At 58.9% G+C, this 12,566-nt stretch carries 14 protein-coding genes; 2 read left to right on the top strand and 12 right to left on the bottom strand.

Annotation, left to right across the window (positions count from 1 at the left end):
* The first annotated feature begins 332 nt into the window (after window positions 1–332).
* The gene (locus FEE99_RS13470; protein WP_041479363.1) at window positions 333–1,154 is read left to right on the top strand and encodes a c-type cytochrome; all 822 of its coding nucleotides are present in this window, start codon (window positions 333–335) and stop codon (window positions 1,152–1,154) included.
* Window positions 1,155–1,214: 60 nt separating this feature from the next.
* On the opposite strand, the gene FEE99_RS13465 is transcribed toward FEE99_RS13470, so the two are convergent.
* From FEE99_RS13465 to FEE99_RS13420, 10 genes are all read right to left on the bottom strand, one after another.
* Window positions 1,215–2,018: a transglutaminase family protein gene (locus FEE99_RS13465; RefSeq protein WP_041479362.1), complete on the bottom strand. Its 804-nt coding sequence runs from the start codon at window positions 2,016–2,018 to the stop codon at window positions 1,215–1,217.
* The gene (locus FEE99_RS13460) at window positions 2,015–2,965 is read right to left on the bottom strand and encodes an alpha-E domain-containing protein (protein ID WP_016773788.1); all 951 of its coding nucleotides are present in this window, start codon (window positions 2,963–2,965) and stop codon (window positions 2,015–2,017) included. The genes FEE99_RS13465 and FEE99_RS13460 overlap by 4 nt, the downstream gene beginning before the upstream one ends.
* Window positions 2,966–2,977: 12 nt before the next feature.
* Window positions 2,978–4,387, bottom strand: coding sequence for a circularly permuted type 2 ATP-grasp protein (locus FEE99_RS13455; RefSeq protein WP_041479359.1), 1,410 nt, complete (start codon window positions 4,385–4,387; stop codon window positions 2,978–2,980).
* 477 nt (window positions 4,388–4,864) lie between these two features.
* Window positions 4,865–5,212, bottom strand: coding sequence for a ribonuclease E inhibitor RraB (locus tag FEE99_RS13450; RefSeq protein WP_003223226.1), 348 nt, complete (start codon window positions 5,210–5,212; stop codon window positions 4,865–4,867).
* 209 nt (window positions 5,213–5,421) lie between these two features.
* Complete coding sequence (locus FEE99_RS13445) at window positions 5,422–5,655, bottom strand: hypothetical protein (protein WP_041479357.1); 234 nt, start codon at window positions 5,653–5,655, stop codon at window positions 5,422–5,424.
* 288 nt (window positions 5,656–5,943) lie between these two features.
* Complete coding sequence (gene speE, locus FEE99_RS13440) at window positions 5,944–6,819, bottom strand: polyamine aminopropyltransferase (protein WP_016773785.1); 876 nt, start codon at window positions 6,817–6,819, stop codon at window positions 5,944–5,946.
* Window positions 6,820–7,043: 224 nt separating this feature from the next.
* Entirely contained in the window at window positions 7,044–7,235 is a 192-nt protein-coding gene (locus FEE99_RS13435; RefSeq protein ID WP_016773784.1) for a PLDc N-terminal domain-containing protein, read from the bottom strand.
* 77 nt (window positions 7,236–7,312) lie between these two features.
* Window positions 7,313–7,843 carry a hypothetical protein gene (locus tag FEE99_RS13430; protein WP_041479356.1) on the bottom strand — a complete coding sequence of 177 codons (531 nt, stop codon included), beginning with the start codon at window positions 7,841–7,843 and terminating at the stop codon, window positions 7,313–7,315.
* A gap of 158 nt (window positions 7,844–8,001) precedes the next feature.
* Entirely contained in the window at window positions 8,002–8,520 is a 519-nt protein-coding gene (locus FEE99_RS13425) for an ankyrin repeat domain-containing protein (RefSeq protein WP_039763836.1), read from the bottom strand.
* Window positions 8,521–8,615: 95 nt separating this feature from the next.
* A complete protein-coding gene (locus tag FEE99_RS13420) occupies window positions 8,616–10,454 on the bottom strand; it encodes a long-chain-acyl-CoA synthetase (protein ID WP_041479354.1) in 1,839 nt (612 codons plus the stop codon).
* A gap of 385 nt (window positions 10,455–10,839) precedes the next feature.
* On the opposite strand from FEE99_RS13420, the gene FEE99_RS13415 reads away from it, so the two are divergent.
* Entirely contained in the window at window positions 10,840–11,118 is a 279-nt protein-coding gene (locus FEE99_RS13415) for a DUF3509 domain-containing protein (RefSeq protein ID WP_041479353.1), read from the top strand.
* Between the two features lie 174 nt (window positions 11,119–11,292).
* On the opposite strand, the gene mtnC is transcribed toward FEE99_RS13415, so the two are convergent.
* Both mtnC and FEE99_RS13405 read right to left on the bottom strand, forming a co-directional pair.
* Entirely contained in the window at window positions 11,293–11,976 is a 684-nt protein-coding gene (gene mtnC / locus FEE99_RS13410) for an acireductone synthase (protein WP_041479351.1), read from the bottom strand.
* Between the two features lie 4 nt (window positions 11,977–11,980).
* Window positions 11,981–12,526 (bottom strand): 1,2-dihydroxy-3-keto-5-methylthiopentene dioxygenase, encoded by a 546-nt coding sequence (locus tag FEE99_RS13405; RefSeq protein ID WP_038861971.1) that lies wholly within the window; start codon window positions 12,524–12,526, stop codon window positions 11,981–11,983.
* Window positions 12,527–12,566: the final 40 nt, after the last annotated feature.

Here is a 12,566-nt window from a genome sequence, read left to right as displayed (position 1 = left end):
CGTGGGCTCTAAGGTGAACATGTACGCCATCGTCGTCGGGTTTTGCCGAGACGGGCGTGCTTCAACAGGAAGTGCAACGCGTGCCGTCAGGGAAATGCAGTCAGGCACGCATCAGGAAATAACAATAAAGGCGGTCAAGCCATGTTCAAACAACCGAAAGTACGTCAAGCAGGACTCATTCTTTTCGCCACGACGCTGTTGTTGATCTTGCCGAATCTGACCAAGGTCATCGGCTGATTCAAACGTCGCGTGCTGTATGTCGCCATTGAAAATGTGACTGGCCCGCTACCCGGGCCAGCGCGGTTGTGCCAACCTTTGCGCACTACCACGACATGGACGGCGATCATTTGAAAACCCTCATTGCGCTCGGTGCCTTGCTACTGAGCTTGCCCTTGGCTGCCGCACAACTGGATCTGCAGTTGGGCGCAAACAGCCGCACCTGGAAGACCGAAGAGCTGCTCAAACATCCTCAGCTGCAAACTCTCACGATCAACAATGATGTTTCCTACAAGAAGGACATGACTTATCAGGCTGTGCCTCTGGCCGCATTGCTGAAGGGGGTCAAGCCGGAGGATCACTTGCAAGCGGTGGCGCTGGACGGCTTTGCCGCAGAGCTGGCCGCTGCGCCCTTGCTGAACAAGGACGGCGCGCGGGCATGGCTGGCGATCGAGGATCCGGCGCAGCCGTGGCCACCGCTGTCAGCCGGCAAGCACAGCGCCGGGCCGTTCTATCTGGTCTGGACCGATCCGCAGGCGGGCAATATCAGCCCCGAGCAGTGGCCGTTCGAAGTCGCCAGTATCAAGCTGATGGCCCCGGTGGCCCAACGCTTTCCTGCCCTGCTGCCCGATCCTGCCTTGAAGGCCGATGATCCGGTGAACCAGGGTTTTGCCCTGTTTCAGAAAAATTGCCTGGCCTGTCACCGGTTGAATGGTGCCGGAGACGCGCAGTTCGGTCCGGATCTGAATATTCCGTATAGCCCGACCGAGTATTTCGGGGCGGATTTCTTGAAGCGCTACATCCGCGATCCGCAGAGTTTGCGTCAGTGGCCGCAGGCGAAGATGCCGGGGTTTTCTGCTGAGGTATTGCCGGATACAGATCTTGAAATGCTGGTGGGCTATCTCAAGCATATGGCCGGGCGCAAAGCCAAGCCGTAAGCCTTAGGGTGTTATTACTGGCCTCTTCGCTGGCTTGCCAGCGATAGCGGTATCCCGAATCTATTCTTGCTGCACGGAAATCACCGGCGTCGGCGAGACGAACACCTTCGCATGCATCTGCTCGCAGCCACCGCCCCGGCGCATGCCACGGACCGGGCAGGCATCGAGATAATCCAGGCCCACCGCCAGCTTCAGGTGTCGCTCCGGGCGCGCCAGTTGGTTGGTCACGTCGAAGCTGTACCACGCGTCATCCAGCCACGCTTCCGCCCAGGCATGACTGGCCAGATGCTCGCAATCTTCGCTGTACAGATAACCCGACACGTAACGCGACGGCACCCCGAGGCTGCGCGCGCAGGCTAGAAAGGCGTGGGCATGATCCTGACAGACCCCGGCCCGACCGGCGAAAGCTTCGGCGGCGCTGGTGTCGACTTCGGTGGAGCCCGGCGTGTAGGTCATGTGCTGATTCAGACCGTGCATCAAGTCGATCAGCGCGGTGCGGTCTCGCCGCTGCTTGCAGTTCTTCGCGGCAAAGTCGCGCAAGGCTTCGTCGGCTTCGGTCAGGCGCGTGAAGCGCAGGAACGGCAGCGCCGACTGGCTCTCATGTTCGGCCTCGCGCAATTCGTCGATATCGACCTGCCCCCGGGCGCCAATGATGATCGCTTCGTGGGGCTCGTCCATGGTCAGCACATGCAGGATGTTGCCGAACGGATCGAGCTGCGCACGCACCGGACGCGGCAGGTCGAGTTGCCAACTGAGGACATGCTGACGCTCGCTGTCGTGGGGTGTCAGGCGCAGGTACTGGATGCTCGCGCGCACCTGATCTTCGTAGTGATAGGTGGTCTCGTGGCTTATGGAAAGTCTCATGCAGCCTCCAGATAGGAACTGTGAATGGCGTTGCCCAACTGGCGCACCAGCGGGATGAATTCGGTCAGCCAGGCGTGCAGGCCTTCTTCGAGAATTTCGTTGATGCCGGTGTAACGCAGGCGCGCATCCATTTCCGCCGCCAGGCGTTGTGCCGGACGGCCGTTGGCGCCGGGCAGTTGCGCGAGGATCTGGTCAATCTCTTCGGTACAGGCACGCAGCGAACGCGGCACATCGGCGCGCAACAGCAGCAATTCGGCGACATGCCGGGCGCCGGGCGCGTCGCGGTAGATTTCGGTGTAGGCCTCGAACGACGACAACGCCCGCAGCAGCGCACTCCACTGGTAATAAGCGTGCGCCGTGCCATCGCTGACCGCTTCGGCCTGATCGCCGGCCATTTCGTAACGGGCATCGAGCAGGCGCAGCGTGTTGTCCGCGCGCTCGATAAACGTGCCCAGACGAATGAAGCGAAACGCGTCGTTGCGCATGATCGTGCCGTATGAGGCGCCACGAAACAGGTGCGAACGCTCCTTGATCCATTCGCAGAAACGGCTCATGCCATAACGACTCAGGCCCTGCTCGGCGATGCCACGAATTTCCAGCCAGGTCGCATTGATGTTTTCCCACATGTCGGCAGTGATTCGCCCGCGCACGGCATGGGCACTGGCCCGCGCTGCACCAAGGCAGCTGTAGATACTGGCCGGGTTGGCCGCATCCAGTGCGAAGAAATGCAGCAGGCGCTCTGCGTGCAGGTCGCCGTGGCGTTCAAGGTAATCGTCCAAGGTGCCGGTGATCAGCAACGGCATGGCGAGTTCGTGCAGACCGTCGCCGCGCCCGTCCTGCGGCATCAGCGACAGCGAATAACTGATGTCGAGCATGCGCGCGAGATTCTCCGCACGCTCCAGGTAACGCGACATCCAGTACAGATCCGAGGCAGTTCTACTTAACATGGCAAGCTTCCTTCAATCCTCGACTACCCAGGTGTCCTTGGTCCCGCCGCCCTGGGAGGAGTTCACCACCAGGGAGCCTTCACGCAACGCGACACGGGTCAAACCGCCAGGCACCACACGGGTTTCGCGGCCGGACAACACAAACGGACGCAAATCGATATGGCGCGGTGCAATGCCGTTTTCGACAAAGGTCGGACAGGTCGACAGCGACAGCGTCGGCTGCGCGATGTAGGCGTGGGGTTTGGCTTTGATGCGCTCGCGAAAGGCATCGATTTCCGCCGTCGTCGCGGCCGGTCCGACCAGCATCCCGTAACCGCCGGAGCCCTGGGTTTCCTTGACGACCAAATCCGCAAGATTGGCCAGCACATGGGACAGCTCGGACGGGTTGCGGCATTGCCAGGTCGGCACGTTTTTCAGAATCGGTTCTTCGTCGAGGTAGAAACGGATCATGTCGGTGACAAACGGGTACACCGATTTATCGTCGGCCACACCGGTGCCGATGGCGTTGGCCAGCACCACGTTGCCGGAGCGATAGGACGACAGCAGCCCCGGCACACCGAGCATCGAGTCCGGGTTGAACGCCAGCGGATCAAGGAATGCGTCGTCGAGGCGGCGATAGATCACGTCGACCGCTTTCGGGCCATCGGTGGTGCGCATGAACACCTTGTCGTCACGCACGAACAGATCCGCGCCTTCCACCAGTTCAACGCCCATCTCCCGCGCCAGAAACGCATGTTCGAAGAACGCGCTATTGAAGCGTCCTGGCGTCAACACCACCACGCTCGGGTTGTCGATCGGACTTGAGCTTTTCAGGGTGTCAAGCAGCAGATTGGGGTAGTGATCGATCGGGGCGATGCGCTGGGCGGCGAACAGTTCAGGGAACAGGCGCATCATCATCTTGCGGTCCTCGAGCATGTAGCTGACGCCGCTGGGTGTGCGCAGGTTGTCTTCGAGAACGTAATAAGTGCCATCGCCGTCGCGTACCAGATCGACGCCGGAGATATGCGAGTAGATGTCGCGGTGCAGATCCAGGCCCTGCATTGCCAACTGGTATTGCTCGTTGGCCAGCACCTGTTCGGCGGGAATGATCCCGGCCTTGATGATGCGCTGCTCGTGGTAGAGGTCGGCGAGAAACATGTTCAACGCCTTGACCCGCTGGATGCAGCCGCGCTCGACAATCCGCCATTCACTGGCGGGAATGCTGCGGGGAATGGTGTCGAACGGAATCAGGCGCTCGGTGCCCTGCTCGTCGCCATAGAGCGTGAAGGTGATCCCGGCCCGGTGAAACAACAGATCGGCCTCGCGACGGCGCTGCGCGAGCAACTCGTCGGGCGTCTCGGCCAGCCAGCGGGCAAATTCCCGGTAATGCGGGCGGACCAGGCCGCCGGCATCGTACATCTCGTCAAAATAGGTGCGGATCATGCCGTACTCCTTGTCACTCCGGACATACAGGCCTTCGCAAGGCCCGTGCCATCGGCATAAACGCTTTGATTTCAATCGGTTGTAGATCCACGCCGAAGGCTGCGCACCATTCCTGTGCGGCAAATGCCCCGGCCCGATTGCCCCCGCTTCATTGCGACGCACTGCATCGCCTATCACCAGCATAGTCAGAGTTGATTTCACTGCCCGGCCGCGACTGCGGATAATCCGCGCATTCGCTGTAAAACTTCCCCGGCAAGCCGCCGCGAAGTAGACAGCTCAACTGATCTGAACTGCCTTGGCAGCCCCGTCCCGACAGGACTTTATTGCATACCCGCCTTCCCTTTTAGCCACCCTCTCCGGTGGCTTTTTTTTGCCCTGGATTCTTGTTTCAGGGTTTTGCCAGTGCGATGTGCAGAAGCCAGAAACGACAACGGCCGACCCGAAGGTCAGCCGTTGCCCGACAAACAATGCGCAATATCAATTCAATCGGTAACGATTGCGCACCTCCTGCTTCACGCCCCAACCCTCGATAATGCCGCCCAGCGGTTCGACCACGGCAGAAAAGCCTTGCTCGAAATCGCCGATGTCGTCATAGGTTGCGTACATCACTTTGCTCAATTCCAGCGACCAGGCGCCGTCGTCGCGCGCACTGACCTGGGCATTGATGGATTCACCGCGAAATTTGCCTGCTGCCCTGCGCGCCCGCTCCTCGTCCGGGAAAATCGCGTAGAACTCGATGGGATGGAACCGGGAAAAATCGAAGCCGCCTTCTTTCATGCGGCGCAGAACGTTGCTGCTGATGTCTTCTTGATAGGCTGTGCTCATGAATCGTCCCCCTCGATTGATGGATAGACTTTCCGTATTCCCGCCCCGGGCCTTTTGGCCTAAGTACTACGGCAACGTGGTTGCACGCGGGAAACAAGCATGTAGCTGACAAGACCAGACCTTAGCGATCCATTCGCTGATCTCGCTTGCAGAGTAGCCCCAAGAGAGCGCCGCTGCCAAGGCCTGGTTTACGAGATGACAGGAAGTGTTCAGACAGGGGTGATGCTGCGGATTTCGATGCCGTTCTGGGTCTTGAGGTTTTTCACCCCGGCATCGGCCGTGCGCCCTTCCAGATCGTTGAGATCCAGCTGGGCGGCGACCGGAAGAAGCCGCTCCTTGATCAGCCGCGCGGCTTCATCATCGGACGGGCATTCCTCACGTTCGAAGACTTCATCAACAATTTCGCCGTGATCATCCACGAAAGTGACTTTCCACTTTTGCATCAGTGCCTCCTCGATCAACCCGTAAATGGGCTTACCTCTATCTCGACTTTTTTCCGCGATAGTTGGTTCAAAAGGATTACAGCCGACAACGGTGAAAATAACCATCCGATCGATAGGGCGGACTCTGTGGCGAGGGGATTTATCCCCGTTCGGCTGCGCAGCAGTCGTAATGCCGTCCATTGCGGTTTAACGGAGACACCGCGCAGGCCGGTTCACGGATGCTGCGCATCCCAACGGGGATAGATCCCCTCGCCACAAAAGCTCCCTTGCAGAGCGACTTCAGCGTGATCAGTCGTTGCTTGGCTTGTTGACCGCTTGCAGCACGTATTGCGGCAAGGCGAACGCGCCGATGTGGATTTCCGGATTGTAGTAACGGGTGACGATGCCGCTGCCGATGAAGCGCTGTTGCAGGGTTTCACGGCTGAGCTTGCGGTAGGCCGGGTTGGTCGAGCCCCAGGCGAAGGTCATCGAGCCGCCGATGTAGGTCGGCACGGCGGCCTGGTAGAAGTGCCAGTCCGGGAACAGGCTGCGCAGGCGACCGGCGGTGGTTTTGACTTCGTCGATTTGCATGAACGGCGTGCCGTTCTGAGTCACCAGGATGCCGCCTTCGTTCAGGCAGCGGTGGCACGCCTGGTAGAAGTTCTCCGAGAACAGCACTTCGCCCGGGCCGATCGGGTCGGTGGAGTCGGAGATGATCACGTCGAATTTTTCAGTGGTGGTGGCGACGAAACGCATGCCGTCATCGATCACCAGGTTCAGGCGCGGATCGTCGTAGGCACCGGCAGAATGGTTCGGCAGGAATTCCTTGCACATGTCGACCACAGTGCCGTCGATTTCGACCATGGTGATGTGCTCGACGCCGGCGTGTTTGGTCACTTCGCGCAACATGCCGCCGTCACCGCCGCCAATGATCAGCACGCGCTTGGCGGTGCCGTGGGCAAGGATCGGCACGTGGGTGAGCATTTCGTGGTAGATGAATTCGTCGGCTTCGGTGGTCTGGATCACGCCGTCCAGCGCCATCACCCGGCCCATGCGCGGGTTCTGGAAGATCACCAGATGCTGGTGTTCGGTGCGCACTTCGTGCAGCAGTTTTTCCATGCGAAAACGCTGGCCGTAGCCTTCGTAGAGGGTTTCCAGGTACTCGCTGGTCTTGGTGACGGTCATGGTCAAGTGCTCCGATAAATGCGCGGGCGCCATCGTGGGGACGATTGCCCGGGAAAGTCGCGCATTCTACGTTGCCGAAGATGACAGGTCGAACCTCACTTGATGGCGTAAACACAATCCTTGTAGGAGCTGCCGAAGGCTGCGATCTTTTGATCCTGGTTTTCAAGTTCAAGATCAAAAGATCGCAGCCTTCGGCAGCTCCTACAAGGGAGATCGCTGTGTTGTCAGATCCGGACGTTACCCCGTGGCCCGGCAATCGCCCAGATGATCAGGCCCAGCACCGGCAGGAGGATAATCAGCAACACCCAGACGATTTTCATCCCGGTGGAGGCGCCGCTTTTGAGCACATTGATGATGGCCCAGATGTCGAGGGCAAGGATGATCAGGCCGATCAGACCGTTGAACGTGGAACCCATGGTGTCGCTCCAGAATAGTGGCATGCACTTTTAGGATAGACGGTCGCGCGCAGGGTTCCCTTTTATTGCGATCTCGCTCAGACGTGAACGGCAATCTTCAGCGCTTCGAGCGATGGCGCAGCGGCGATGCCGACTTCGGCGCACAGTTCCAGCACCCGTGGCACGTCGTTGCCGTAGACCAGCACCACCTGCAGTTCGTCGTCGAGCAACTGGCTGAAGTTCATCAACGTGTAACCTCCGTTTTCCTTGTTCAGGCTGCTCATCTGCACCTGGATGCGGTTGAGTGCGGTCAGTGCTTCGGTCTTGGCCAGTTGCTTGGGCTTGAGGTTGAAATCCACACCGCGGCCAAACGAAGCAACGATTTGTGCGAACAGATCGACATAGGTATCGGCCTGGAACAGCACAGTTTCCGGCAGACTGCCGACCACCACCCATTCACCCAACGGTATCGGGAATGTGTCGTCGTAGTTGATGTCCGGATTGGCGGCCAGAAAAGCATTGGCATCGGCGTAGGCCTGCGCGGCTTCGTCGGCCACTTTCAGGATCTCGTCCTCGCCCATGCAGCCGGAGCTGATTTTGCTGATGAGTTCGACGAGTGCGGCTTTCATGAGGGCGGATCCTGTGATGGAGGTAGATTTTGCGGGCGCGAAGAATAGCGCAGAAAAGCAAAAGATCGCAGCCTTCGGCAGCTCCTACAGGTCCTGCGTTCACTTGGCGAACGCATCAAGTGTAGGAGCTGCCGCAGGCTGCGATCTTTTGACGTTTATCAGGCCAGCAACTTTTCCAGCTGCGCAGTGGTATCGACTGCGCCCATGGTCCGCGCCGCATCCAGCGCGGTCACGCCATTGGCGTCCTTGGCTTTCGGGTCAGCGCCCTGGCCGATCAGGTAATCGACGATTTCAACGCGGTTGAACATCGCCGCCATCATCAGCGCCGTGCGGCCGTCGAAGGAAGAACCTTCAATCTCGGCGCCCGCCTCGACCAGCGCCTTGACCACCGCCAGATCGCCTTTGAACGCAGCGCCGGCAATCGGGCTCTGGCCGTTGCCATTGCGCATTTCCGGATCGGCTTTGTGTTTAAGCAGAACCTTCACCGCATCAACATGGCCGTAGTAGCTGGCGAGCATCAACAGGGTGTCGCCCTTGCTGTTTTTCAGGTTCACCGGCAGCCCGGCGGTGACCAGGCGATCAAGCATCTCGGCATCACCGTCGCGCGCCTTGTTGAAAACCTGCTCGGTGAATTCGGCAGCTTCTTCAGGGGTCATCTGGCGGCTTTGGTCAGACATGTGGCACTCCATTTCGGTCTATCGGAAAGCCGACAGTTTCCCGAGCGCGACGGTGCCTGTCACTCGGTATTTTCCGAGCGTCCCGATAGCCACACTCAATATCGATGTTTGCCCTGTTGAATTTCAGCGAGGATTTGCTCACTGACATACACGTAAGTTTCGCTGCCGGGCAACCAGGCGAAGATCGGGTCATCGCCTGTGAGCCCGGGGTCAAAGCCTTCCGTTTTCAGGCGAGTCTTCTGGTATTTGAAGGTGCCGGTGGTTTCCATTTTTACCTTGACCCGCAGGAACAACGGCACGGCATAAGCCGGCATACGTTGCCGGACGAAACTCAGCAGTTCAGCGAAATCCAGCGTGGCCAAGGATTCCGCAGGAGTGATGGCGGCCATTCCGGCGCGCCCGTTGGTGTTGGGGATTTCGACACCGTAGGCCACGGCTTCAGCAATCAATGGATGTTGCAGCAACAGGTTCTCGACTTCGGTGGTCGACACGTTTTCACCCTTCCAGCGATAGGTATCGCCGAGGCGATCAACAAATTGCGCGTGGCCGAAACCGATGTTGCGCAGCAGGTCGCCGGTGTTGAAAAAGCGATCGCCCTTGTTGAACACATCGTGGAGGACGACGCGGGCGGTTTTCTGCGGATCGGTGTAACCGTCCAGCGGCGCTTTTTCGTCGATCCGCGCCAGCAGCAGGCCTTGCTCGCCCTTGCCGACCTTGCGCATGAAACCATCTTCGCCGCGCAACGGTTCGCCACTGTCGTGATCGTAGGCAACCAACTCCCACGCCATCAGGGAAAACCCGACGGTGTTGTCGAAATTGAGGATGTTGGTGAAACCGATGTTGCCGTCGCTCGCGGCATACAACTCGCAGATGTGCTCGACGGCAAAACGCGTCTTGAACTCGGCCCAGGCACCAGGACGCAAACCATTGCCGATCATCTTGCGCACGTCGTGGCGGCTGTCATCGGCGCTGACCGGTTGCTCCACCAGGTAGCGACAAAGCTCACCGACATAGCCGATGGTGGTTGCGCGATAGCGGCGCACGTCACCCCAGAACTGGCTGGCGCTGAACTTGCGGCGGATGGCGAAACCCGAGGCGCCGTTGATCGCCGATCCCCAGCACACGCAAAGGCCCGTGGCGTGATACAGCGGCAAGGTGCAGTAGACGACGTCATCCGGGCGCATATCGAGGGCGATCATGCCGAAGCTCGCCGAACTGCGCATCCAGCGTCCATGCTTGAACACCCCGGCCTTGGGCAGGCCGGTGGTACCGGAGGTATAGATGTAGAAACATGGATCATCGAAGAATACTTGCGCGCTGCTCGGCGGGTTATCGCTGCCGGCGTCGGCACTGGCGCTGATCAGATTGACGTAACCCTCGGGCGCGATGCCCGGGTGGCTGTATGTGTCCTGATCTGCGACAAACCAGGTGCGGGGCGCTGCGATCGCTACCTGATCACGCACGCCGGCATAGGCAGCGGTCAGTTCTTCGCCAACCACAATAGCCACCGGCGCAACCAGATTGATGCTGTGAACAAGCGTGTCGCGCATCAACGAGGTATTGAGCAGCGCACTCACCGCGCCGAGCTTGGCCAGCGCCAGGATTGTCACCAGTAGTTCCGCACGGTTCTCGATGAACACCGCGACCACATCGCCTTTGCCGATGCCCTGCTCGCTCAGGTAGTGCGCAATGCGATTGGCCCACTGGTTGACCTGCGTGTAGGTCAACGCAACATCGCCCTGCAACAACGCCACACCATCGGGATTGCGCAGCGTCGCCTGCTCGAACGTCCAGCCCAGGCCACACGTTTGGGTCGGATCCGTGACATTGGCCACCTTCATGCCCTTGACCACCCGTGGAATGGCTTTGGCAATCATCGGCAGTTTGCGGAGCATCATGCCCCAGGTAATCGTGTCGCTTGGTGCGTGACGCATGAAAGCTCCCCGTTCGATCTTGACGTGCAGACCGCTGTTCTTGTTATCGGGTAATGACTGCGACCGACGCGTTTACATCGTGGGTCGAGAAGGAAAGTACGTCAGTGCTCGCGGGGCTGTACACGCGGTTTTTGCAATGATTTGTATCCCGTTGCGCATACGGGGAAGAGCGGATTCTGGTACGGACGTTTGGTTCCGTTGTACGGAGAAAAATCACGCAAAATGCAGGATGCACGATGGCCATTCATGCAGATTGCACGACGCCTGCAAAATGCAATGCCTTCAACTTGTTGATTTTAAAGGGATTTTATTCGCATCAATACTGGCATAAACGCTGCAACTACCTCCGCATGCTTGCCATTCAAGTACATACGGAGCTGATGACATGAGCCTGATTCAAGAAAAATTTACATCGCTGTTCTCCAACTACGAAGTCAGCACTGCCCCACGTCCTGACGGTGGCATCCTGCTCACTCTGCGTAGCAGCGAAGGCAAAGTCTTCAAACGCGCACTCTCGTATCAGCAACTGCATGCCGGTGACCAACTGTCGTGGGCGATCAGCGCGATCCGCCGTGACCTGGCCGAACAAGCCAGCGAGCTGCCGCAAATTGCGATGCTGCAGAGCCAGCAGCGTTTTGCTCTGCCGACCTATCACTCGCTGTAATTGGCTTTAAACAAAAACAGGCCGTGGAGCATGCGCTTCACGGCCTGTTTTTTGTGCGCATGATTTTTGTAGGAGCTGCGGTACGCTGCGATCTTTTGATCTTGATTTCATGCGTAAATCGAAAGATCGCAGCCTCGTTTCACTCGACAGCTCCTACAGGCATGCGTGCAATGGTCAGAACGCTTCCGGTTCGATCCCGGTAAAGCTGTCCACCGTCACGTGTCCTGCCAATTCCCCGCTTTCACGCGCCAGGCCACAGGTTTTCATGCCGGCTGACTGGGCAGCTTCGAGCTCTTCGACGATGTCCGACAAGAACAGGATTTCATCTGCTTCAACACCCACCGCCTGCTGAATGTTGCGGTAGGACTGCGCCTCACGCTTCGGCCCCGATGTGGTGTCGAAATAGCCGCTGAACAGCGGTGTCAGATCTCCCGCCTCCGAGCAACCGAAGATCAGCTTCTGCGCCTGGATCGAGCCGGACGAGTAAACAAACAGTTGATAACCGGCCGCATGCCAACGTTGCAGCGCTTCAACGGCATCCGGATAGACATGCCCCTTCAACTGCCCGGCCTGATAGCCCTGCGCCCAGACCATGCCCTGCAACGCCTTGAGCGGCGTCGCTTTGCGGTCTTCAGCGATCCAGCTCAAGAGGATTTCAACAACCCGCTCGACATCGGCCTGCGCCTCGTTGCTGTCGCGGCGCACGGCGTCGAGCTGTTCGGCGACATCAGCACGCGAAGCGTTCTGGCGCACAAAGTCGGGCAAATGTTCGGCGGCGTAGGGAAACAGCACGTCGAAGACGAAACTCACCGCGCTGGTGGTGCCTTCAATGTCGGTGAGGATGGCTTTGATCGACACGGTTTCAGTCCTCCAGACGCGGGAAACGACCGGCGATGTCTTCGCCGGTGAAATTGGCAACCCAGCCTTCAGGGTTGTTGAACAGACGAATCGCCACGAAATGCGGATGCTCGCCCATGTCGAACCAGTGCTTGGTGCCGGCCGGAACCGAGATCAGGTCGTTCTTTTCACAGAGCACGGCGTAGACGTAATCGTCGATATGCAGGGTAAACAAGCCACGACCGGCGACGAAAAATCGCACTTCGTCTTCGCCATGGCGGTGCTCTTCGAGGAACTTGGCGCGCAGCTCGGCTTTTTGCGGATGATCACTGTTGAGGCTGATCACATCGACCGTAATGTAACCGCGCTCGGTCATCAGTTTGTCGATCTGCTCTTTATAAGCGCTGATGACCTCTTCCTGACTGGCGCCGGGCTGAATCTTCGCGGCGGCCTGCCAGCGGTCGAAACGCACGCCCTGCTCGGCCAGCGTCGAGGCGATATCTTCGAAATGGGTCAGCACCTTATTGGGAATCTCAGGGCTGGAAACGTGATAAACGGACAGGCTGCTCATGGGCAATTCCTCGGTAGCGGCGGCGCCGTCCGGCTCTTGA

Source organism: Pseudomonas sp. ef1 (assembly GCF_007293365.2).
Lineage (GTDB): Bacteria > Pseudomonadota > Gammaproteobacteria > Pseudomonadales > Pseudomonadaceae > Aquipseudomonas > Aquipseudomonas siliginis.
This window is presented reverse-complemented; position numbering and strand designations above follow the sequence as displayed.

Excerpts from the sequence above, each read along its gene's own strand:
- FEE99_RS13455 (WP_041479359.1), bottom strand. The coding sequence starts at position 4,387 with ATGATCCGCACCTATTTTGACGAGATGTACGATGCCGGCGGCCTGGTC.
- FEE99_RS13465 (WP_041479362.1), bottom strand. The coding sequence starts at position 2,018 with ATGAGACTTTCCATAAGCCACGAGACCACCTATCACTACGAAGATCAG.
- FEE99_RS13430 (WP_041479356.1), bottom strand. The coding sequence starts at position 7,843 with ATGAAAGCCGCACTCGTCGAACTCATCAGCAAAATCAGCTCCGGCTGC.
- FEE99_RS13445 (WP_041479357.1), bottom strand. The coding sequence starts at position 5,655 with ATGCAAAAGTGGAAAGTCACTTTCGTGGATGATCACGGCGAAATTGTT.
- FEE99_RS13425 (WP_039763836.1), bottom strand. The coding sequence starts at position 8,520 with ATGTCTGACCAAAGCCGCCAGATGACCCCTGAAGAAGCTGCCGAATTC.
- FEE99_RS13405 (WP_038861971.1), bottom strand. The coding sequence starts at position 12,526 with ATGAGCAGCCTGTCCGTTTATCACGTTTCCAGCCCTGAGATTCCCAAT.
- FEE99_RS13470 (WP_041479363.1), top strand. The coding sequence starts at position 333 with ATGGACGGCGATCATTTGAAAACCCTCATTGCGCTCGGTGCCTTGCTA.
- FEE99_RS13435 (WP_016773784.1), bottom strand. The coding sequence starts at position 7,235 with ATGGGTTCCACGTTCAACGGTCTGATCGGCCTGATCATCCTTGCCCTC.
- speE (WP_016773785.1), bottom strand. The coding sequence starts at position 6,819 with ATGACCGTCACCAAGACCAGCGAGTACCTGGAAACCCTCTACGAAGGC.
- FEE99_RS13415 (WP_041479353.1), top strand. The coding sequence starts at position 10,840 with ATGAGCCTGATTCAAGAAAAATTTACATCGCTGTTCTCCAACTACGAA.
- FEE99_RS13420 (WP_041479354.1), bottom strand. The coding sequence starts at position 10,454 with ATGCGTCACGCACCAAGCGACACGATTACCTGGGGCATGATGCTCCGC.
- FEE99_RS13450 (WP_003223226.1), bottom strand. The coding sequence starts at position 5,212 with ATGAGCACAGCCTATCAAGAAGACATCAGCAGCAACGTTCTGCGCCGC.
- FEE99_RS13460 (WP_016773788.1), bottom strand. The coding sequence starts at position 2,965 with ATGTTAAGTAGAACTGCCTCGGATCTGTACTGGATGTCGCGTTACCTG.